An 18,571-nucleotide genomic window follows, 5' to 3' on the forward strand; every position below is an offset into this window, starting at 1 on the left:
CCATGCCGGACGATCCGCGGCTGCGCCTCGTCGCCGCGCTGGTCGCCGTCTCGGCGATCTCGCTGCTGCGCACCGTGCCGGTCGCGGCGGCCGCCTTCGCGCTCGCGGCGCTGGCGACCGCGCTGCGGCGGCCGGAGCCGCGCTTCTGGCGCCGGCTGCTGCATGTCGAGATGTTCGTGCTGCTGCTGTTCGTGACGCTCCCCTTCACGGTGGCCGGGCCCGCCGTCGCCACGCTCGGGCCCTTCACGGTGAGCGGCGCCGGCCTGTGGCGCGCCACGCTGGTCGCGCTCAAGGTGTCGGCCTCCGTGCTGCTGCTGCGGGTGCTGCTCGGCGACCTGGAGCCGGAGCGGCTCGGCGCGGTGCTGCGGGCGCTGCTCGTGCCGGAGCGGCTCGCCCATCTGTTCGTGATGACCGCCCGCTATGTCGCGCTGATCCGCGACGAGGCGCGCCGCCTGATGGACGCCATGCGCGCGCGCAGCTTCCGGCCCCGCTCCAGCCGCCACACCTGGCGCAGCTATGGCAATCTTCTCGGCATGATCCTGGTGCGCGCGCTCGAACGGGCGGAGCGCGTGCAGGAGGCGATGCTCTGCCGCGGCTATGCGGGGCGCTATCGCAGCCTGCCGCTCGACGCGCCGCAGGCCCGCGACTGGGCCTGCTTCGCGCTGCTTTCGGGCGCCGCGATCCTCGCAGTGGTGATCGACCGGCTATGAACCCGCTTCTCGAACTGACCGGTCTGACGGTCTTGCGCGACGGACGCCCGGTGCTGAGCGGGGTCGACCTGACGCTGCGGCCCGGCGAGCGGGTCGCGCTGGTCGGGCCCAACGGCGCCGGGAAGACCACCCTGCTGCGCGCCATCATCGGGCTGGAGCCGGCGGCGGCGGGCCGGATCCGCCTGTTCGGCGAGGAGTGCGCGACCGAGCCGGCGTTCCGCAAGTTCCGCCCGCGCATCGGCTTCCTGTTCCAGGACAGCGACGACCAGCTGTTCTGCCCAACCGTGGTCGAGGACGTCGCCTTCGGGCCGCTCAATCTCGGTCTCGGCGCCGCGGAGGCGGAACGGCAGGCGATCGCGACGCTCGAGGAGCTGGGCATCGGCCATCTCGCCCAGCGCGTCACGCACCGTCTGTCCGGCGGAGAGAAGCGCCTCGTGTGCCTCGCGGGCCTGCTCGCAATGAAGCCGGACGTGATGATGCTCGACGAGCCGACCAACGGCGTCGACGACGAGCATGGCCGCCAGTTGCGGCAGGCGCTTCTCGATTGCCCGGCGGCGCTGCTGCTCGTGTCCCACGATTCACAGTTCGTGGGGGGACTGGCGACCCGGGCGATGATCATCCGGCAGGGTCGGCTGCTGCGCGCGGAGATCCACGACCACCCGCACGTGCACCAGCATTTTCACATACACCTGGCCCATGATGCGCGCGGCGGCGCAGAAGATAATTGATCTAAGTCAATCGCGAGCCGTCTTCTTTTTTGCATCTTCGGCTGGATGTTTATTTCGGTCGCGGTACAATATTGCATTGCGGGCGGCCCTGTAGAATACGCCGCCGCCAAGGCTCTACGATCCCGCAGTCCGATCCGGCGACGTCGTTTCGGCGGACGCGCAGGGCCGCCTCATCGAGGAAACCGCTCATGCATTTCACGCCACGTGAAATCGACAAGCTCCTCATCTACACGCTCGCCCAGGTCGCGCAGAGGCGTAAGGACGAGGGATTGAAGCTCAATCATCCCGAAACCGTCTCGCTCATCGCGGTCGCGGCGCTCGACGGCGCCCGCGCCGGCAAGACCGTCGAGGAGGTGATGGAGCTCGCCGGCAAGGCGATCACCCGCGGCGACGTCATGGAGGGCGTCGTGGAGATGATCCCTTACGTGCAGGTCGAGGCCGTCTTCACCGACGGCAGTCGCCTCGTCACCGTGCACAACCCCATCAAGTAGCCGCGCGGGGAGAGGTCAGCATGAGCAAGAACCAGCAGAACCAGAACCAGAAAAAGGCCGGAGTGGGCGGCCTTGTTCTTGGCGACGGCGACATCGAGATCAACGCGGGCTATCCGACGACCAAGATGAAGGTGCGCAACACCGGCGATCGGCCGGTGCAGGTCGGCTCCCATTTCCACTTCTTCGAAGTGAACGCGGCGCTCGAATTCGATCGCGAACACGCCTTCGGCAAGCGGCTCAACATTCCGGCCACCACGGCGCTGCGCTTCGAGCCCGGCGACGAGAAGGAGGTGGTGCTCGTGCCCTTTCAGGGCAAGCAACGGGTGCTGGGCTTCAACGGCCTCGTCAACGGCTGGGTCGGCGACGAGAACTACAACGACTATCGACCCCGCCTGACAGACGCCCTCGAGCGCGCCGGGCGCTACGGCTTCAAGAGCAAACCGTAAGGGGCCGCCACGTTCTCGAAATGGAGCTCCGGAGATGGTCAAGATCTCGAGGCAGCAATACTCCGACCTTTACGGCCCGACGACCGGCGACAAGGTGCGGCTCGCCGACACCGATCTCTACATCGAGATCGAGAAGGATCTGCGCGTCTATGGCGAGGAGGCCGTCTATGGCGGCGGCAAGACGCTGCGCGACGGAATGGGCTTCGACAACGAACTCACCAGCGCGGCCGGCGCGCCCGATCTCATCATCACCAATGTCACCGTGCTCGACGCCATCCAGGGCGTCGTCAAGGCCGATGTCGGGGTCAAGAACGGGCTGATCTGCGGCATCGGCAAGGCCGGCAACCCGTCCATCATGTCCGGCGTGACCCCGGGTCTTGCGCTCGGACCGGGGACCGACGCCATCTCGGGCGAGCACCTCATCCTCACCGCGGGCGGCATCGACGCGCATGTCCACTACATCTCGCCGCAGCAGGGGCTGGCGGCCCTGTCCAACGGCGTGACCACGCTGTTCGGCGGCGGCATCGGACCGAGCGACGGCACCAACGGCACCACCATCACTCCGGGCACCTGGAACATCGAGATGATGCTCCGCTCGTTCGACGCCTGGCCCATCAACGCCGGCGTGCTCGGCAAGGGGAACGGCTCGGCGCCGGTTCCGCTGAAGGAGCAGCTCCGCGCCGGGGCGGCGGGCTTCAAGATTCATGAGGACTGGGGGTCGACCCCGGCCGCGATCCGCAACGCGCTCACCGTGGCGGACGCTTACGACGTTCAGGTCTGCATCCACACGGACACGCTGAACGAGTCCGGCTTCGTCGAGAACACGATCGCGGCCTTCGAGGGCCGCACGATCCACACCTACCACACGGAGGGCGCCGGGGGCGGCCACGCCCCGGACATCATCCGCGTCGCCTCGCTCTCGAACGTCATACCGAGCTCGACCAATCCGACGCTGCCCTACGGCGTCAACTCGCAGGCCGAATTGTTCGACATGACGATGATCTGTCACAATCTCAGCCCGAAGATCCCCACCGACGTCGCCTTCGCGGAAAGCCGCGTCCGCCCCGAGACCATCGCCGCGGAGAACGTGCTCCACGACCTCGGGGCGATCTCGATCCTGTCCAGCGACAGCCAGGCCATGGGGCGCGTCGGCGAGAACTGGGCGCGCGCCACCCAGACCGCGGATCTGATGAAGCAGCGCCGGGGCGCCTACAAGGGCGACAACTCGGGCAATGACAACGAACGCGTCCTGCGCTTCGTCGCCAAGATCACCATCAATCCCGCCATCGCACAGGGCGTGTCTCACGTCATCGGCTCGGTCGAGGTCGGCAAGATGGCGGACCTCGTGCTTTGGGAGCCGGCGTTCTTCGGCGCGAAGCCGAAGATGGTCATCAAGGGCGGCATGATCTCCTGGGCCCTGATGGGCGACCCGAACGCGTCACTGCCGACGCCCCAGCCGGTGATGTACCGGCCGATGTTCGGCGCCCAGGGCTCGGCGCTGACGAAAACCCGGGCGACCTTCACCTCGCACGCCGCCCTGGAGGACGGCATCGTGGAGCGTTACGAGCTGAAGTCTCAGGTCGTGCCGGTCTATCGCACGCGGACGATCACGAAGACCTCGATGGTGCGCAACACCGCGATGCCGGTCATCGAGGTCAATCCGGAGACGTTCGCCGTCACGGTCGATGGCGTTCACGCCACGATCGAGCCGGCGACCCGTCTCCCGCTCGCCCAGCTCTACTTCTTCAGCTGAGCCCTGCGTCCTGCGGTGGAGGGCGGCGCCCCTCCACATGAACCGGGTGGCATGTTCCGTATGAACGCGAGCGATTTCCTGTGGGTGGGCGTTGGAGGCGGCATCGGCTCCCTGCTGCGCTGGCAGGTCGGCGCTCTCATCGGCCGCTGGATCGATGCGCCGTTCAAGTTCGGCACCTTTTTCGTCAATGTCTCGGGCGCGTTCGTGATCGCCTATATTTCCGCCCTGCTGGCGATCGGCTGGGAAGAGCGCTTCGGAACGCTCATTTCTTCGCTGGTGCTCACCGGAGTGCTCGGCGGCTACACGACGTTCAGCACCATGCAGCTTGACGCGGTCCAGATGACCGAGGGCGGGCGCAGCGCGCTGGCCCTCGTCTATCTCGTCACATCCGTCGGCGCCGGGCTTCTCGCCGCGGCCGCAGGCGTGATGCTGGCGCACGCATAGGAGGCGGGGATGCTGGCGTCGGCGCTCATCGTCTTCGTCGGCGGCGGTTTAGGCGCGATGGCGCGCGAGCTCTCCATGCTCGCTCTCGGGCGCTACAGCGCCGCGTTCCCGTTCGACATCTTCGTGGCGAACATCCTCGCCTCGTTTCTTCTCGGTCTGGTGTTCGGCCTTCATCGCGCGCGCCGGGCGTCCGACAATGCTTCGCTGCTGCTGTCGACGGGCTTCTGCGGGGGCATGTCGACCTTCTCCTCCTTCGTCTACGGAACCTATTCGGAGATGACGAAGCCCGGGGAGTTCGGTCTTGCCATGCTCTATGTGCTGGCCAGCCTTGTCGTCGGTTACGCCGTTACTTGGTGCGGTCTTCGGGCGGCGACCTCGTTGCGCCGCGCCTGAGGTCGAACTGCTTGGAGGCGGACATGATCCTCGTCGAAGGAACGCTCGGCAATCTCCGAGACCCGCTCTGGCGGGAGCGCGCGGCGTCAGGCGCGCTCGACCTGCTGGTGCTGGAGCAGTGGGAGGCGCCGAAGAGCCGGCTGCGCAAGGCGAGCGAAGGCGGCGTCGAGCTCGCCGTCTCGCTGCCGCGCTCCGAGCAACTGCATGACGGTGACGTGCTGCATTACGACGAGGCGACCAACACCGTCATCGCGGCGCGCATCGCCCTCAAGGACGTGCTGGTGATCGAGCTCGAAGGCGTCGAGAAGCTCTCGCCGCCAGAAATCCTGCGCACCTGCTTCGAGCTGGGCCACGGCCTCGGCAACCAGCACTGGCCGGCGGTCATCAAGGGAACGACCGTCTATGTGCCGCTGTCGGTCGACCAGAAGGTCATGGCGTCGGTGATGCGCACCCACGCCTTCCAGCACGTGAAGACGCATTTCGCGCCCGGCGAGGAAATCGCCGCCAGGCTGGAGCCTCGCGAGGCGCGCATGCTGTTCGCCGGCGCGGACGCCACGCCGCACCACCATCACGACCTGCATCCGCACGAGCACGACCATGCGCATGACCACGACCACGGCCATTCGCATGATCATGGCCACGCCCATTCGCATGATCATGATCATGACCACGGGCATGCGCACGCCCACAGCCATGAGCCGGTGAAGTGATGGCGGACCGGGCGAGCGGGCGCGGCGGCTCTCCGGGCATGGCGCATCTCGCGCGCCTGCTGCAGTTTTCCGACTCGACGCTGCCGATCGGATCTTTCGCCTTCTCCAACGGACTGGAGTCGGCGGTGCAGACCGGCGTCGTATCCGACCCTGAAAGCCTGCTGGCCTATGTCGATCTCATCCTGCGACAGACCGCGCGGATGGACGGGATCGCGCTGCTCCATGCGCATCGCGCCGCGCTCGCCCGCGACCATGAGGCGATCCTTCTGGCCGACCGCGAGCTGTTCTGCCGGAGGGTCGGCGAGGAGCAGCAGCTGATGCTGACCCGCGTCGGCAAGAAGTTCGCCGAGCTGGTGATCAAGATCATGCCGTCGCCGGCGCTGGAGCGCTGGCTCGCGGACATCAGGGCGAACGCGACGCCCGGTTGCCTGCCGGTCGGCCAGGCGATCGCGCTCGCGCACATGGACGTCGACGAGGCCGAGGCCTTCGTCATGCACCAGTACGCCATCGCCTCCATGATCATGAGCGCGGCGCTGCGGCTCATGCGCATCGATCATCTCGACACGCAGCGCATCCTGTTCACCGCGCAGGGGCGCGTCGAGGGCGACTATCGGGCCGTCCGCGACCGCTCGCTCGATGAGATGGCGTCGTTCGCCCCGGTGTTCGACGTCCTGGTCGCCCATCACACGACGACGCATGTCCGCCTGTTCATGAACTGAACACGGCATCGGCGAAGGAGCCGTCCAATGAAGAAGATCACGCGCATCGGCATCGGCGGCCCGGTCGGCTCGGGCAAGACCGCCGTGATCGAGACGATCACGCCGCGGCTGATCGATCTCGGCGTCAAGCCGCTGATCATCACCAACGACGTCGTCACCACCGAGGACGCCAAGCAGGTGCGCCGCACGCTCAACGGCATCCTGGTCGAGGAGAAGATCGTCGGCGTCGAGACCGGCGCCTGCCCCCACACCGCGGTGCGCGAGGACCCGTCGATGAACATCGCCGCCGTCGAGGAGCTCGAGGCGGCCTATCCGGACAGCGACGTGATCCTGATCGAGTCCGGCGGCGACAACCTGACCCTGACCTTCAGCCCGGCGCTGGCGGATTTCTACATCTACGTCATCGACGTCGCGGCCGGCGACAAGATCCCGCGCAAGAACGGCGCGGGCGTCTGCCAGTCCGACATTCTCGTCATCAACAAGAAGGACCTCGCGCCCTATGTGGGCGCGAGCCTCGAGGTGATGGACCGCGACTCCCGGCTGATGCGCGGCAAGAAGCCGTTCGTCTTCACCAACTGCAAGACCGGGGAGGGCGTCGACGAGCTGATGCGCCTCATCCTCGACCTCGCGCTGTTCGACGTGAAGGTGGCCCGGCCCGAGAAGGTGGACGCCTGAGGCATGGCGCTTCTCGAGCAACTCGGACGTCTCGACTCGGCGCGGGAGCTGCGCGACTTCCAGACGGAGCCGGCGCAGATGCGCGCGGCCGCGCCGGGCAAGGTCGGAGAGCTGCGGCTCGGCTTCTCGCTGCGCGACGACCGTTCGGTGTTGCACGACCTCTACCGCGTGGCGCCGCTTCTGGTGCAGCAGGCGCTGTACTGGGACGAGGCGATGCCGGAACTGCCGATCTGCTCGATCATCTCGATCGGCGGCGGCATCCTCCAGGGCGACCGCTACAGGATCGACATCACGGTCGCCGAGGGGGCGTGCGCCCACGTCACCTCGCAGAGCGCCAACAGAATTCACCAGATGGACGCGAACTACGCCTCGCAGCACCAGACGGTGACGCTGGAGAGCGGCGCCTATCTCGAATACCTGCCCGATTTCACCATCGCGTATCGCGACTCCCGCTTCATCAATCACAGCGACATCGTCATCGCCGAAGATGCGACGCTGCTCTATGGCGAGATGATGCTTGCGGGCCGCAAGCATCACCATGCGGATGAGCGCTTCGGCCTCGATCTGCTGTCGGTGGCGGTGGCGGTGCGCCGCCCGGACGGCCGCAAGCTGTTCGCCGAAAAGATCCTGATCGAGAAGGGCGACCCCACCATCGACTATCCGGCCGTGATGCGCGGCTACGACGCCTTCGCCAACATCATGTGCCTGACGCCGCCCGCCGTGGCGGCGCGCATCCGGGACCGCTACGAGACCAATTTCCCGCCGGAGGCGCCGCGCGCGATCTCCGGGGTCTGCCGCCTGCCCAACGACGCCGGACTGATGCTGCGCGCGGTGGGCGAGGAAACCTACGACGTGCGCAACGAGGTGCGCCGGTTCTGGCGCATCGTCCGCGAGGAGGCGCGCGGCCGGACGCTTCCAGAAGAGTTCCTCTGGCGCTGACAGAAGGAAACGTCATGGCCCAGCAGAGCAGCAATATCGCCGTCGAATTCCTGAAGGGGGCCAGTCAGGTGTTCTTCATGGAGAACGCGGTCACGGGCGCCCTGTTCTTCGTCGCCATGGCCTACGCCTCCTATGTCACCGGCGTCTGGGCGACCACGATCGGCGCCGCGGTCGGCGTCGTGGTCGCGACGCTCACCGCCCGGCTCATGGATTGCGACCAGAAATCCGTGGCGTCCGGACTCTACGGCTTCAACGGGATCCTGGTCGGGGCCGCGCTGCCGACCTTCATCGCCGCGTCGCCTCAACTGTGGATCTACGTCGTCGTCGGCGCCGCGGTCAGCACCGTGGTCACCGCCGCCTTCAGCGCCACGCTGACCGCGCGATGGGAGATTCCGGGATCGACCGGGCCGTTCGTGCTGACCGGGTGGCTCCTGGTGGCCGGCGCCTACGCCTTCGGCGGGCTGGACGTCACCGGGGACGAGCCGAAGCTCGCCACCGATTACGTGCAGGGGCTGGCGGCCGTTCCCGGGCCGCTCGAACTCGTCGAGATCTTCTTCCGCAACATCGGGCAGGTCTATCTGCTCGGAAGCGCGGTCTCCGGGGCCATCATCCTGCTCGGCGTGTTCATCGCGTCGATCCCTGCAGGCGTCGCGGCGGCGGCGGGCTCGCTCATCGCGATGCTGGTGGCGATCGGATTGGGCGCCGATCCGGCGACCGTGAGCCAGGGGCTCTTCGGCTTCAGTCCGGTGCTGACGGCGATGGCCGTGGGCGTGATCTTCATGAAGACTTCGCCGAGGGTGGTCGTCTATGCGGCGCTCGCGACCGTGACCACCGTCTTCGTGCAGGGCGCGCTCGACGTGATGGTGGCGCCGGCGGGCCTTCCGTCCTTCACGGCGCCCTACGTCCTGACGATGTATCTCTTCATCGCCCCGAAGGAACTTCTGGCGCCGCACCCGCATCGCCCTGTGTCGGATCATCTCTTCGGACATCGGCATGCCGAAAAGAGTCCGTCCACCAAGACGACTTGAGCAGGATCAGGGCGCGGCGACCGACAACAGGGTGATGTGGGCGACACACGGGCCCGCGGGGTTCGAGCGCGGCCGGGCGACGGTTCCGGGCGCGCGCGTCGGAAAGGGGAACTGGTATGCAAGCGATCAACGCGGGCGATACCGCCTTCATGCTCCTGTGCACCGCCCTGGTCTGCATGATGACCCCGGCGCTAGCGCTGTTCTACGGCGGCCTGGTCAAGCAACGCGACATGCTGTCGATCATGATCCAGAACTTCGTCTGCATCGGCGTCGTCGGGCTGATCTGGGTGTTCGGCGGCTTCAGTCTCGCCTTCGGGCCTGACGTCGGCGGCTTCATCGGAAGCATCGCGCCGTATTTCGGCATGTATCACGTCGGCGTTCAGCCCAATCCGGACCTTGGGCCGAACGTCCCGTTCATCATGGTCTTCGCCTATCAGATGATGTTCGCCATCATCACGCCGGCGCTGATGACTGGCGCGTTCGTCGGGCGGTTCCGCTTCGGCGCCTATCTGTTCTTCATCGCCTTCTGGACCATCTTCGTCTACCTGCCGGCGGCGCACTGGATCTGGGGCGGCGGCTTTCTGGCGACGTTCGGCGTCGTCGACTTCGCCGGGGGCATCGTCATTCACACCTCGGCAGGTTTCTCCGCGCTGGTGACGGCCGGTTATCTCGGCAAGCGCAAGCTCGCCCCGGGCGAGAGCGAGAGCGCGCCGGCCAGCCTGCCGCTCGTGGCGCTCGGCGCAGGCCTGCTGTGGTTCGGCTGGTTCGGCTTCAACGCCGGCGGGGCCTACGCCGCGGACGCGCTGGCGGCCTACGCCTTCACGAACACGATGCTGGCCGGCTCGATCGCGATGCTCGTCTGGATGTTCTGGGAATGGCAGGAGAGCGGCCACCCGTCCTTCTCCGGCGTCCTGGTGGGCGCGGTGGCGGGCCTCGCCACCATCACGCCCGCGTCCGGCTATGTCGAGCCGATGGCCGCGCTGGTCATCGGCGCCATCGGCGCGACGGCCTGCTATCATGCCAAGCATGTGCAGGCATGGCTGAAGATCGACGACACGCTGGAGGTCTGGCGGGCGCATGGCGTCGGCGGCATGACGGGCGCGATGCTGATCGGCGTGCTGGCGAGTTCGCACATCAATCAGGTGTCGGCCGGCCTCGACCAGCTCGGCGTCCAGGTGCTCGCCGTGGCGATCGTCGCGGCCTATGCGAGCCTCGTCACCTTCATCCTGCTGAAGATCCTGGATGGGCTGGGCATCCTGCGGGTGTCGGAAACCATCCAGCAGACCGGGCTGGACGAGCCGTTCTACGGCGAGGCCGCCTTCAATCTCTGGGACATGGATCGCGGAAGGCCGAAATGACGCCAGCGCGCGACATGGATGCGCCGCTCCGCCCGCCGTCCCACGCGCCTGACGCCCGCTCCGGACGCCCGCCGGAGCGGGCGAGCCTGTTCAGCCTGTCCCGCCGCCTTGCTTGCGTGCCGCAGTGGACCTGACGCTCGCGATCTTCCTCCTGGTCTACGTCGCCATGGGCGTCGGCCATATGCCGGGCCTTCGGCTCGACAGGACCGGCGCGGCGATGGTCGGCGCGATGCTGCTCATCGCGACCCGGGAAATCTCGCCCGCCGCGGCGTGGGCGTCGGTCGACTTTCGGGTCCTCGGTCTGCTGTTCGGCCTGATGACGGTCTCGGCCGCCTTCGTGGTCTCCGGCTTCTACGACTGGGTCGCCGTCAAGGTCGGAAATCTCAAGGTCGGGCCGAAAGGGCTCCTCGCGATACTGATCGCCGTCACCGCCGCCATGGCGGCCCTGCTGAACAAGGATGTGGTGGCGGTCGCGATGACGCCGATCTTCTGCTCGGTCTGCGTAGCGCGGCGACTTAACCCGCTGCCCTTTCTGCTCGCCTTCTGCTTCGCGGCCAATTTCGGCTCCGCCGCGACCCTCCTTGGCAGTCCGCAGAACATGATCGTCGCCGAGACGCTGGAGCTTTCCTTCGCCAGCTTCATGGCTGCGACGGCGCTCCCGGCCGTGCTCAGCCTGCCGCTGACCTGGATCGTCATCGTGCTTTTCTATCGCGGGCGATGGCGCCTGTCCGAAGAAACGGCGCCCGCCGGCGCGACCGCTCCGGACCCGCAGACGCCCGTGGAATTCGATCGCGGCGAGACCATCAAGACCGGCCTGGTGACCATCGCCATCCTGGCGGCGTTTCTCTTCAGCGACCTGCCGCAGATGCTGGTCGCCCTGATGGGGGCGAGCGTCCTGCTCATCAGCCGCCGCGTCTCCTCGAGCAATATGCTGCATCACGTCAATGGCGACCTGCTGCTGCTGCTGTTCGGCCTGTTCGTCGTCAACGGCGCGCTCGCCGCGACGGGACTTCCCGAGCAGGTGTTGCACGCGCTGCGCTCGGTCGGGCTGGACCTGCACAATCCGCCCTCAATGCTGGTCATCATGGCCGTGCTCAGCAACATCGTCGGAAACAACCCGTCCGTAATGCTGGTCGCCCCGTTGATCGGCGGCGCGCACCACCCGGAGGCGCTTGGCGCGGCGATCGTGCTGGGCACCTCGTTCTCGTCCAGCATCGTGGTCTTCGGCAGCATCGTCGGGATCGTGGTCGCCGAGGAATGCAGCAAGCGCGGCATCACGCTCAGCTTCGGCGAATTCGCGCGCGCGGGCGTCCCGACGTCGCTCCTGTGCCTGCTGATGGCGGCCGTCTGGATCTATCACCTCAACTGAGTTCTCCGGCTCATGCCGAGCCTCGGGCCTGATCGACTCCACGGTCGCGTGGCGGTAACTCCTGCGCCTCCGCGCGGAGCCCAAGCATGTCCTATCCCAGCCTCGACCCCTCGACCCTCACCGTGTTCGTCACCGGCGCGACCTCGGGCTGCGGCGAGGCGATCGCCCGCCGTTTCGCGGGCGCGGGCGCAAAGGTGATCGGCACGGGCCGCCGCCGCGAGCGGCTGGAGAAGCTCAAGGCCGAGCTCGGCGAGGCGCTGCATGTCGCCGAGCTCGACGTGCGGGACTATGCGGCGATCGAGAAGCTGCTGGCCGAGCTGCCGGCGCCGTTCGCGGGCGTCAACGTCGTGGTGGCGAACGCCGGCCTCGCGCTCGGCCTCGGCCCGGCCGACACGGTCGGGATCGACGACTGGCACACGATGATCGACACCAACGTCACCGGCCTGGTGAACACCGTGCGGGCAAGCCTGCCGGGCATGATCGCCCGCGGCCGCGGGCATGTGTTCGGCGTCGGCTCGGTGGCGGGCGACTATCCCTATCCGGGAGGCAACACCTATGCGGGCACCAAGGCCTTCGTGAAGCAGTTCCTGCTCGCAACGCGCTCCGACATGCTCGGCAAGAACGTGCGGGTGACCAACATCGAGCCCGGCATGACCGAGACCGAGTTCTCGCTGGTGCGCTTCAAGGGCGACGAGGGCAGGGCGTCGAACGTCTACGCCAATACCCGCGCCTTGAAGGCCGAAGACGTCGCCGAGACGATCTTCTGGTGCGCGACGCTGCCCGAGCACGTCAACATCAACCGGCTGCAGGTCATGCCGATCGATCAGGCCTTCAGCGCCACGACGGTGCATCGCGGCTGAAACGCGCGCGTTGCGCGCAATTTCAGCGGTCGGCGAAACCAAATGGTAGGTGGTCCGGCCGCATCATCCGGGCTGGTTTGAGGGGGGTCTGCGTTGTCACTGTCGCGCGCGCGCATGGTCCAGGGCGTCCTGCTCGCGCTCGGCTACTTCCTCGTCGCCTATGTGACGCTGGTCTATGGCCGCGCCCATGGGGTGGCGGCGGTGGTGTGGCCCGCGAACGCCATGGCGCTCGGCGCGCTGATCTTCCTCAAGCGCGCCGGCGGCATGCCCGAATTCGCCGCGCTCGCCGCCTCGAACGCGCTCGCGCACTGGGCGATCGGCGACGGCGTCGGCCCCTCGATCGCGATCGGCCTCGCCAACGGCATGACGATCGGCGCGACCGGCTGGCTGCTGGTCCGCACCGGCGTCACCCAGGAACAGCCGACCCGCACGCGGTCGGTGCTGGCGCTGTTCTTCATCTCCGTCGTCGGGCCATTTCCGGGCGCGGTGCTGGGCAGCATCCCGCTCAGCTTCGCCTTCGGCCAGACGGTCGGGATCGCGCCGCTCGCCTTCTCCTGGTGGCTGATCGAGGCGGTCAACTTCCTGATCCTGCTGCCGCCCTGCCTGTTCTGGCGCAGCGCCGAGCAGCGGCGCGTCGCGGCCGAGTTCCGCCGGCGCTTCTCGAACGAGCCTTCGGCGCGGCTGAGGACGCTCGAGCTCGCCGCCGCCTCGCTGACGCTCGCCATGGCGGGCGCGCTGGTGCCGCTGACCGGCGAGCTCTGGCTGATCGAGCTGTCCGGCACCGCGCTGCTCTGGTTCGCGCTGCGCTTCGGCATGTTCTACACGGCCGTCACCGCGCTGATCTTCTCGGTCTGCGCGGTGACGAGCGCGCTGCTCGGCTACTGGCCCGGCGCCCATGACGCCAACGCGCCCCAGGTGCTGCTGCCGCTGCAGGCGATGCTGGGGCTCACCATGCTGCCGGCGCTGGTGGTCGCCGCGATCGTATCGCAGCGCGAGCGCGCCCGCCGGGCGCTGCACGCCGACGCCCGCCGGCTCGCCTATGCGCTCGAGGGCGCCAATGACGGGCTGTGGGACTGGGACCTGCCGAGCGGCCAGGGCTTCTTCAGCCAGCGCGCCGCGCGGATGTTCGGCTACGGCCCGGAGGAGTTCAGGACCGCGTCGCGCTGGGACCTGCTGATCCACGAGGACGACCGCGGCCCCGCCAAGGCGGCGTTCGAGGCCCATGCGCGCGGCGAGACGCCGTTCTACGAGGCCGAGGTCCGATGCCGCCACAAGGACGGCAGCTGGATCTGGATCCACGACCGCGGCAAGATCGTCGAGCGCGCCGCCGACGGAACCGCGATCCGCGCCGTCGGCACCTATACGGACATCTCCGACCGCAAGCGCCTCGAAAGCGCGCTCGAACATCTCGCCAATCATGACGCGCTGACGGAGCTCGCCAACCGCGTCGTGTTCGAGCGCGAGCTGGATCGGGCGGCCGGGCGGATGGAGCGCCATGGCGGCCGCGTCGCGGTGCTGCTGATCGACGTCGACCACTTCAAGTCAGTCAACGACACCTTCGGTCACGCGGCCGGGGACGCCCTGCTGGTCACGGTCGCGCGGCGGCTGCGGAGCACGGTGCGGAGCGCCGACCTGGCCGCCCGGCTCGGCGGCGACGAATTCGCCGTGGTGGCCTCAGGCCAGAGCGCGGCCGAGTTCGACATCCTGGCGGAGCGGCTGTGCGCGGCGCTCTCGGAGCCGCTCGAGGGGCCGGGCTACGTCATCAAGCCGAGCGTCTCGATCGGGGTCGCGGTCGCGAATTCCCCGTCCGCCGTCGGCGAGGAGATCGTCGCGCGCGCCGATCGCGCGCTCTACGCGGCGAAAAGGGACGGCCGGGCCACCTGGCGGTACTTCGCCGGCGCGGGCAAGGTCGCCTGACGCGGCGTCAGGCGACGAAGCCGAGCACCTCGACGGCGAGCTCCGCGTCCTCCAGCCGCTCGACCGCGGCGGTGAAGTAAGGCTCGTCGCAGGGCGCGGCGACGATCAGCACCCCGTAGGGCTCGCCGCCGGCGGCGCCGAGCGAGCCAGCCACGATGCCGAGGTCGAAGCCGAGCTCGCGCGCCACGCTGGTCAGCACCGGGCGCGTCGCGCTGACGCCCTCGAAGGCAAGTCTGATCAGCGCGCGGCCGCGCGGGGTGGGCTCGTCCTGCAGCTTCTCGGCCAGGAAGGGCGGCAGCGTCGCGCCGGTCGCGGCCGCCGCGAAGCGCCGCGTCACCGGGTGCTCCGGCCGCGCCAGCACGCGCGCCGTGGAGCCCTGCTCGACGAGCCGGCCGCCGTCCAGCACCGCGACGCGCGGCGCGATCGCGGTCACGGCCGTCATGTCGTGCGTGATCAGCAGGATGGTCAGACCGGTCTCCGCGTTGACGCGGGTGAGCGCCGTCAGGAAGAAGCCCGCGACCTCCGGGTCGAGCCCGGCCGTGACCTCGTCGAGGATCAGCAGCCGCGGATTGCCCGCGAGCGCGCGGGCGAGCGCGGCGCGGCGGCGGCCGCCCTCGGAGAGCTCGTCCGGATAGCGGTCGAGATCGGCCTCCATGTCGAGCAGCTCGAACAGCCGCGCGAGTTCGAGCCCCGGCGCCTGGCCGTGGGCGCAGACCGCGCGGCGCTCGGCGACGATGTCGCGCAGCGTGCGGCCGCAGGGCAGGTCGGGGCTGGCGTCGAGGATCGCGATCCCGCGCCGCGCGCGCGGTCCGGCGGCGGCGATGTCGAGCCCCTCGAACGCGACCAGGCCGGCGGTCGGCGCGGCGAGGCCGGCCGCGAGCTGCGCCAGGGTCGACTTGCCGGAGCCGCAGGAGCCGATCAGCGCCAGCACCTCGCCCGCCGGAAGGTCGAGCGAGACGCCAGCGAGCGCGAGGCGTTCGCCGCCGTCCCGCAGGGCGTAGCTCATGTGCAGGTCCTGGAGCCGCAGCAGCGGTTCGGCGAAGATGGGCGTCGGCGCGAGGCGCAACGGAGCGTTCATGGCGGAACCCCGGAATTCTGGTCCCCAGGAGGGGACGGGCGAGCGGAACGGAAACGCGGCGGCGGCGCTACAGCGCGGCCAAGAGCTTCAACAGCACCAACGTTTCGATACGTTCGCCACGGCTATTCGCCCTGCTGCTCTCCGTCTGCGGAGAGAATGATCCCGTTCCACGACGAGAGAGTGACGCGGGACAGCCGGTCTCGACGGGGTGTGTTAACTTTCGTTCGGAGTAGCGAACGTGTCAATCAGTCGAAAGGTGGGGAATCATGTTTTTCATCCTAAGAAATTCTGAATAAGACGGTCCCAAAGTGGAGCGTCCCGGATTCCGCGCTCATTCGCAGTCACGGCGCCGGTTTCGCTGCCGCGAAGGCCGATCGAATCGTTCTAAATAAAGAACACCGCATGCTGTCCTTCAACGCTGTCTTCGCCGGCCTGCCGGTCACGGTGTTCGAGACCATGTCGCGGCTCGCCCGCGACCTCGGCGCGATCAATCTCGGCCAGGGCTTCCCGGACGATCCGGGCCCGGAGGATGTCCGGCGCAGAGCCGCCGAGGCGGTGCTCCACGGCTCGAACCAGTATCCGCCCATGATGGGCGCGGCCGAGCTGAGAGCCGCGGTCGCCGGGCACTACGGGCGCTTCCAGGGCGTGAGCCTCGATCCGGAGAGCGAAGTCCTGATCACGTCCGGCGCGACCGAGGCCATCGCGTGCGCGCTGCTGGCGCTGCTGGAGCCCGGCGACGAGGCGGTGCTGCTGCAGCCGCTCTACGACGCCTATCTGCCGCTCGTGCGTCGCGCCGGCGGCCTGCCGCGGCTCGTCAGCCTGACGCCGCCGGACTGGCGGCTGGACGCCGACGCGATCCGCGCCGCCGTCGGCCCGCGCACCAAGCTCGTCCTGCTCAACAACCCGCTCAATCCGGCCGGCGCCGTCTATGGCCGGGCGGAGCTGGAGGAGCTGGCCCGGGCGCTCGAGGGGACCGACGCCGTGGTGGTCGCCGACGAGGTCTGGGAGCACGTCGTTTTCGACGGCCGCGCCCATGTCTCCGTGCTCTCCGTTCCCGGCCTCGCCGAGCGCGCCGTGAAGATCGGCTCGGCCGGCAAGATCTTCGGGCTGACCGGCTGGAAGGTCGGCTTCGTCTGCGCGCCTGCCGAGATCCTGCGGGTGATCGCCAGGGCGCATCAGTTCCTCACCTTCACCACGCCGCCCAATCTGCAGGCGGCGGTGGCCTATGGGCTCGGCAAGGAGGCCGGCTGGTTCGACGCCATGCGGCGCGGGCTGCAGGCCAAGCGCGACCGGCTGGCGGACGGCCTCGCGGAGGCGGGGCTGACGCCGCTGCCGAGCGCCGGGACCTATTTCCTCAATGTCGACCTCGCCCGGCTCGGGGTCGCGGACGACGCAGCGTTCTGCGAACGGCTGGTGCGCGAGGCCGGGGTGGCGGCGATCCCGGTTTCGAGCTTCTACGCAGAGAACAAGGTGACGACCGTCGCCCGCTTCTGCTTCGCCAAGGACGACGACACGCTCGACCGCGCGGTCGAGCGTCTGGCCGCCTTCGCCCGCGGCCTCTGAGGGCGCCTGCGGCATGCGAATTGCCCCGCTGGGCGGAGAGGGAGGCGGCGTCATGCTGGAGCGGATCTTCGGGCTGGGCGCGCACGGGACCAGCGTGCGCGGCGAACTCCTCGCCGGCCTGACGACCTTCCTCACGATGGCCTACATCGTCTTCGTCAACCCGGAGATCCTCGCCGCGGCCGGCGTCCCGAAGGAGGCCGCCTTCGTGGCGACCTGCCTGGCGGCCGCCTTCGGCAGTCTGCTCATGGCGTTCATCGCCAACGTGCCGGTGGCGATCGCGCCGGGCATGGGGCTCAACGCGTTCTTCGCCTACGTCGTTGTCGTGCAGATGCACTACAGCTGGCAGGCGGCGCTCGGCTGCGTGTTCCTCTCCGGCTGCCTGTTCGTTCTGGTGACGGTCACGGGCGTCCGCGAGGCCATCGTCGGCGGCGTCCCGCGCTCCCTCAGGATCGCGATCACGGCCGGCATCGGACTGTTCCTGGCGATCATCGCGCTCAAGAGCGCCGGCCTGGTGGCCGCCAGCCCGGCGACCTTCGTCACGCTCGGCGACCTGCATGAGCCCGGCGTGATCCTCGCCGCCCTCGGCTTCCTGTGCGTCGCGGGGCTCTCCGCATGGGGTTTCCGGGGCGCGCTGCTGGCGGGCATCCTGGCCGTCACGGCGCTCAGCTTCGTCTTCGCCGGCAACGTCTTCCAAGGGGTGTTCGCCGCGCCGCCGTCGATCGCCCCGACGCTGTTCGCGCTCGACATTCCGGGCGCGCTTTCGGGCGGGCTGATCAACGTCATTCTCGTGTTCTTCATGGTGGAGCTGTTCGACGCGACCGGCACGCTGATCGCCGTCGCGGGCCGCGCCGGGCTGATGCGGGAGAAGGGCGACCGCAGGCTCAGCCGCGCGCTGCTCGCCGACAGCCTTTCGATCCCGGTCGGCGCCATGCTCGGCACGTCGAGCACGACCGCCTATCTGGAGAGCGCGGCCGGCGTCGCGGCGGGCGGCCGCACCGGGCTGACGGCCGCGACCGTCGCGGCGCTGTTCCTCCTCTGCCTGTTCTTCGCGCCGCTCGCAGGCTCCGCGCCCGCCTACGCCACCGCGCCGGCGCTGCTCTACGTCGCCTGCCTGATGCTGCGCGACATCGCGGAGCTCGACTGGGACGACGTCACCGAATGGGCCCCGGCCTGCGTGGCGGCGCTCGCCATGCCGTTCACCTACTCGATCGCCAACGGCGTCGCCTGCGGCTTCATCGGCTACGCCGCGCTGAAGCTCGTGACCGGGCGCGCCCGGGAGGCGAAGCCGGTGGTCTGGATCGTCGCGGCGCTGTTCCTGCTGCGCTACGCGGTGATGCCTGCAGGATAGCGACGCCCGAGCTTGACCGCGCGCCGCGCGCGCCCAAGATCG

General features: G+C 68.7%; 19 protein-coding genes. 18 read left to right on the top strand and 1 reads right to left on the bottom strand.

Annotation, left to right across the window (positions count from 1 at the left end; genetic code table 11):
- Window positions 1–2: 2 nt before the first annotated feature.
- The 16 genes from cbiQ to GGR24_RS12180 all read left to right on the top strand — a co-directional run bounded on the left by cbiQ (window position 3) and on the right by GGR24_RS12180 (window position 14,540).
- Complete coding sequence (gene cbiQ / locus GGR24_RS12105) at window positions 3–710, top strand: cobalt ECF transporter T component CbiQ (protein ID WP_183395605.1); 708 nt, start codon at window positions 3–5, stop codon at window positions 708–710.
- The gene (locus GGR24_RS12110) at window positions 707–1,438 is read left to right on the top strand and encodes an energy-coupling factor ABC transporter ATP-binding protein (protein WP_183395606.1); all 732 of its coding nucleotides are present in this window, start codon (window positions 707–709) and stop codon (window positions 1,436–1,438) included. Before cbiQ ends, GGR24_RS12110 begins: the two co-directional genes overlap by 4 nt.
- 188 nt (window positions 1,439–1,626) lie before the next feature.
- Complete coding sequence (locus tag GGR24_RS12115; protein ID WP_183395607.1) at window positions 1,627–1,929, top strand: urease subunit gamma; 303 nt, start codon at window positions 1,627–1,629, stop codon at window positions 1,927–1,929.
- A gap of 20 nt (window positions 1,930–1,949) precedes the next feature.
- The gene (locus tag GGR24_RS12120; protein ID WP_183395608.1) at window positions 1,950–2,375 is read left to right on the top strand and encodes an urease subunit beta; all 426 of its coding nucleotides are present in this window, start codon (window positions 1,950–1,952) and stop codon (window positions 2,373–2,375) included.
- 34 nt (window positions 2,376–2,409) lie between these two features.
- Complete coding sequence (locus GGR24_RS12125; protein ID WP_183395609.1) at window positions 2,410–4,128, top strand: urease subunit alpha; 1,719 nt, start codon at window positions 2,410–2,412, stop codon at window positions 4,126–4,128.
- Between the two features lie 60 nt (window positions 4,129–4,188).
- Entirely contained in the window at window positions 4,189–4,572 is a 384-nt protein-coding gene (locus GGR24_RS12130; protein ID WP_183395695.1) for a fluoride efflux transporter FluC, read from the top strand.
- 9 nt (window positions 4,573–4,581) lie between these two features.
- Window positions 4,582–4,965, top strand: coding sequence for a CrcB family protein (locus GGR24_RS12135; protein WP_183395610.1), 384 nt, complete (start codon window positions 4,582–4,584; stop codon window positions 4,963–4,965).
- A 23-nt stretch (window positions 4,966–4,988) separates the two neighbouring features.
- On the top strand, window positions 4,989–5,675 hold the full coding sequence (locus tag GGR24_RS12140) for an urease accessory protein UreE (RefSeq protein ID WP_183395611.1): 687 nt from the start codon (window positions 4,989–4,991) through the stop codon (window positions 5,673–5,675).
- 38 nt (window positions 5,676–5,713) lie between these two features.
- Window positions 5,714–6,394 carry an urease accessory UreF family protein gene (locus GGR24_RS12145; RefSeq protein ID WP_183395696.1) on the top strand — a complete coding sequence of 227 codons (681 nt, stop codon included), beginning with the start codon at window positions 5,714–5,716 and terminating at the stop codon, window positions 6,392–6,394.
- Between the two features lie 27 nt (window positions 6,395–6,421).
- Window positions 6,422–7,069 (top strand): urease accessory protein UreG, encoded by a 648-nt coding sequence (gene ureG / locus GGR24_RS12150; protein WP_183395612.1) that lies wholly within the window; start codon window positions 6,422–6,424, stop codon window positions 7,067–7,069.
- 3 nt (window positions 7,070–7,072) lie between these two features.
- Window positions 7,073–8,008 (top strand): urease accessory protein UreD, encoded by a 936-nt coding sequence (locus GGR24_RS12155; RefSeq protein ID WP_183395613.1) that lies wholly within the window; start codon window positions 7,073–7,075, stop codon window positions 8,006–8,008.
- Between the two features lie 14 nt (window positions 8,009–8,022).
- On the top strand, window positions 8,023–9,036 hold the full coding sequence (gene yut / locus GGR24_RS12160; protein ID WP_183395614.1) for an urea transporter: 1,014 nt from the start codon (window positions 8,023–8,025) through the stop codon (window positions 9,034–9,036).
- Window positions 9,037–9,152: 116 nt separating this feature from the next.
- Window positions 9,153–10,394, top strand: a complete 1,242-nt coding sequence (locus GGR24_RS12165; protein ID WP_183395615.1) for an ammonium transporter — start codon at window positions 9,153–9,155, stop codon at window positions 10,392–10,394.
- Window positions 10,395–10,518: 124 nt separating this feature from the next.
- Window positions 10,519–11,763, top strand: coding sequence for an SLC13 family permease (locus GGR24_RS12170; protein WP_183395616.1), 1,245 nt, complete (start codon window positions 10,519–10,521; stop codon window positions 11,761–11,763).
- 86 nt (window positions 11,764–11,849) lie between these two features.
- On the top strand, window positions 11,850–12,623 hold the full coding sequence (locus GGR24_RS12175; RefSeq protein ID WP_183395617.1) for an SDR family NAD(P)-dependent oxidoreductase: 774 nt from the start codon (window positions 11,850–11,852) through the stop codon (window positions 12,621–12,623).
- Between the two features lie 93 nt (window positions 12,624–12,716).
- Window positions 12,717–14,540, top strand: a complete 1,824-nt coding sequence (locus GGR24_RS12180) for a diguanylate cyclase domain-containing protein (RefSeq protein ID WP_183395618.1) — start codon at window positions 12,717–12,719, stop codon at window positions 14,538–14,540.
- Window positions 14,541–14,547: 7 nt separating this feature from the next.
- Here the strand turns inward: GGR24_RS12180 and GGR24_RS12185 are convergent, their stop codons facing one another.
- Entirely contained in the window at window positions 14,548–15,618 is a 1,071-nt protein-coding gene (locus GGR24_RS12185; RefSeq protein ID WP_183395619.1) for an ATP-binding cassette domain-containing protein, read from the bottom strand.
- Between the two features lie 402 nt (window positions 15,619–16,020).
- Here GGR24_RS12185 and GGR24_RS12190 point away from each other — a divergent pair, with 402 nt between their 5' ends.
- Window positions 16,021–17,181, top strand: coding sequence for an aminotransferase (locus tag GGR24_RS12190; protein WP_183395620.1), 1,161 nt, complete (start codon window positions 16,021–16,023; stop codon window positions 17,179–17,181).
- A gap of 52 nt (window positions 17,182–17,233) precedes the next feature.
- Complete coding sequence (locus tag GGR24_RS12195) at window positions 17,234–18,529, top strand: NCS2 family permease (RefSeq protein ID WP_210286156.1); 1,296 nt, start codon at window positions 17,234–17,236, stop codon at window positions 18,527–18,529.
- Window positions 18,530–18,571 lie beyond the last annotated feature (42 nt).

This window comes from Hansschlegelia beijingensis (assembly GCF_014196425.1).
Taxonomy (GTDB): domain Bacteria; phylum Pseudomonadota; class Alphaproteobacteria; order Rhizobiales; family Methylopilaceae; genus Methylopila; species Methylopila beijingensis.

Coding starts and splice junctions, on each gene's coding strand:
- cbiQ (WP_183395605.1), top strand. CDS start 3: ATGCCGGACGATCCGCGGCTGCGCCTCGTCGCCGCGCTGGTCGCCGTC.
- GGR24_RS12110 (WP_183395606.1), top strand. CDS start 707: ATGAACCCGCTTCTCGAACTGACCGGTCTGACGGTCTTGCGCGACGGA.
- GGR24_RS12115 (WP_183395607.1), top strand. CDS start 1,627: ATGCATTTCACGCCACGTGAAATCGACAAGCTCCTCATCTACACGCTC.
- GGR24_RS12120 (WP_183395608.1), top strand. CDS start 1,950: ATGAGCAAGAACCAGCAGAACCAGAACCAGAAAAAGGCCGGAGTGGGC.
- GGR24_RS12125 (WP_183395609.1), top strand. CDS start 2,410: ATGGTCAAGATCTCGAGGCAGCAATACTCCGACCTTTACGGCCCGACG.
- GGR24_RS12130 (WP_183395695.1), top strand. CDS start 4,189: ATGAACGCGAGCGATTTCCTGTGGGTGGGCGTTGGAGGCGGCATCGGC.
- GGR24_RS12135 (WP_183395610.1), top strand. CDS start 4,582: ATGCTGGCGTCGGCGCTCATCGTCTTCGTCGGCGGCGGTTTAGGCGCG.
- GGR24_RS12140 (WP_183395611.1), top strand. CDS start 4,989: ATGATCCTCGTCGAAGGAACGCTCGGCAATCTCCGAGACCCGCTCTGG.
- GGR24_RS12145 (WP_183395696.1), top strand. CDS start 5,714: ATGGCGCATCTCGCGCGCCTGCTGCAGTTTTCCGACTCGACGCTGCCG.
- ureG (WP_183395612.1), top strand. CDS start 6,422: ATGAAGAAGATCACGCGCATCGGCATCGGCGGCCCGGTCGGCTCGGGC.
- GGR24_RS12155 (WP_183395613.1), top strand. CDS start 7,073: ATGGCGCTTCTCGAGCAACTCGGACGTCTCGACTCGGCGCGGGAGCTG.
- yut (WP_183395614.1), top strand. CDS start 8,023: ATGGCCCAGCAGAGCAGCAATATCGCCGTCGAATTCCTGAAGGGGGCC.
- GGR24_RS12165 (WP_183395615.1), top strand. CDS start 9,153: ATGCAAGCGATCAACGCGGGCGATACCGCCTTCATGCTCCTGTGCACC.
- GGR24_RS12175 (WP_183395617.1), top strand. CDS start 11,850: ATGTCCTATCCCAGCCTCGACCCCTCGACCCTCACCGTGTTCGTCACC.
- GGR24_RS12185 (WP_183395619.1), bottom strand. CDS start 15,618: ATGAACGCTCCGTTGCGCCTCGCGCCGACGCCCATCTTCGCCGAACCG.
- GGR24_RS12190 (WP_183395620.1), top strand. CDS start 16,021: ATGCTGTCCTTCAACGCTGTCTTCGCCGGCCTGCCGGTCACGGTGTTC.
- GGR24_RS12195 (WP_210286156.1), top strand. CDS start 17,234: ATGCTGGAGCGGATCTTCGGGCTGGGCGCGCACGGGACCAGCGTGCGC.